The sequence below is a fragment of the Klebsiella sp. M041 genome, assembly GCF_059759695.1.
In genome coordinates, this window is the sequence record NZ_JCAXWU010000055.1 from 1 (window position 1) to 1608 (window position 1608).

General features: G+C 51.4%; 1 protein-coding gene and 1 pseudogene. One reads left to right on the top strand and one right to left on the bottom strand.

The features are described 5' to 3' along the window. A pseudogene (locus AC6CWS_RS26415) lies at window positions 1–79 on the top strand (DUF6904 family protein); the annotation flags it as partial. A gap of 28 nt (window positions 80–107) precedes the next feature. Here the strand turns inward: AC6CWS_RS26415 and AC6CWS_RS26420 are convergent. After that, window positions 108–1511, bottom strand: coding sequence for an ISNCY-like element ISKpn21 family transposase (locus AC6CWS_RS26420; protein WP_001567368.1), 1404 nt, complete (start codon window positions 1509–1511; stop codon window positions 108–110). Window positions 1512–1608: the final 97 nt, after the last annotated feature.

Sequence of the window (1608 nt, forward strand, 5' to 3'; positions counted from 1 at the left end):
CCGTGAAAAGCAGGACATAAAGATGCTGAACGAAATGAATAATACATCATGGGTCTGGCCGGACAATATCAACTGGTGAGCAACCACTGTCCGGCCAGTGAGTACCATCAGCGGGCTCTTTTACCAAAAATGTCCTCTGAACGTGACTGAAGCTGTTTGAGTGCTTCGAGCATGTCATCATTATCCAGTGAGCGCTGGGATTTCTTCCCTTCCTGCTTTGGCCGTCGTCGGGAAGGGCCATCTCCAGCGGGAATTGACTGAGAGCGCGTGTTATCCCGCTTGCTCTGCACCAGACTGATAAACTCCAGGGTTCGGCCAAGACGCTTGTTATCGACAATCGCGCCCTGGTCGATTTCTGACAGTCGGTCGTAGGTAGAGTAGGGAAGTAGCGTACCGTTCAGGCGCAGCTCTTTTCTGCCATCAGGATAGTGATACACATCGATATATTTACCTATTGCACGGCGACTCAGTTCGCTGTCTTCAATCAGGTACAACATTTTATCATATTGTATCGTCAACGATTTTGAGACTTTACGTTTTTCACGAACAGTGAAAATAAGCCCCAGGTCCTCATCATGTTCTACAGCACGGTGTACGTCAAAATCATGTCGCGGTACTTTGCCAAAACGGCGGTTATAGTCAGCCATATAGGCCTCAGCGAAGTCATTTGCAGCCTCCATTGAACAAATGCCCTGTAACCGCAGCTCTTTGACCAGACGATCCTGTAAAGTGAGGTGAGCTCGTTCTACACGCCCTTTGGCGGGACTGGTTTCTGCACAGATAGTCTGGATGTTCAGTTCATGCATGGCTCGCCCAAACTGAGTATGCCCGTCTCCGCCTGTGGCGTGTTTATTGTTAACACGAAAAACACCGGCTTTATCGCTGTACAGTGCCAGCGGTTTACCATGCTTATCGATATAGCGCCGCGTGGCTTCGAAGTAAGAAAACGTGGACTCCGATTTAACAAACAACAGTTCCATCAGTTTGCTGGTTGCATCATCAACATAGACCAGCGCGGTGCAGGCCGGGCCACGGCCTTCAAACCAGTCGTGATCACAGCCATCTATTTGTATCAGCTCACCAGTACACGGACGCCGGTACCGTGGTTGAGGGATCCTTGCGGCACGTTGTTTACGGGGAACCCATAAGCCAGCCCGCACCATGATGCGCCGGACAGTTTCTTTGCCAAGAAACAGTCCGTGGAGTTCTTCGAGCTTTTCACGCGCCAGAGTCGGACCGAAATCAGCATAACGCGTCTTGATCAGTTCCAGAGCCTGATCTGCGAGCCCGGGTGGCAACTGGCGGTTACCACGCATGCCACATCGTCTGCTGGCCATACCAAGCGGTCCCCCTTCACGGTAACGGGCAAGAAGTCTGCGGCATTGCCTGTCGCTGATACCGAGGTGCTCGGCCGCACGGCGCGTTGTGATGCGACGTTCAATGACGTCCTGTATAATCTTGATCCGGTTGATCTCTTTCAAAGTAAACACTCCTGAGCTTTCTGCGCTCATGATATGCCTCCCGGTAGTTTAAACGGACCAGTGAAGCTTACCATAGCGCGGACATCTGAATTGAGCCACAGGCGGACATTACTATTGAGCCATTACA

What these genes read in the sequence shown, in the direction of transcription:
- AC6CWS_RS26420 (WP_001567368.1), bottom strand. Translation starts at nt 1,511, where the DNA reads ATGAGCGCAGAAAGCTCAGGAGTGTTTACTTTGAAAGAGATCAACCGG.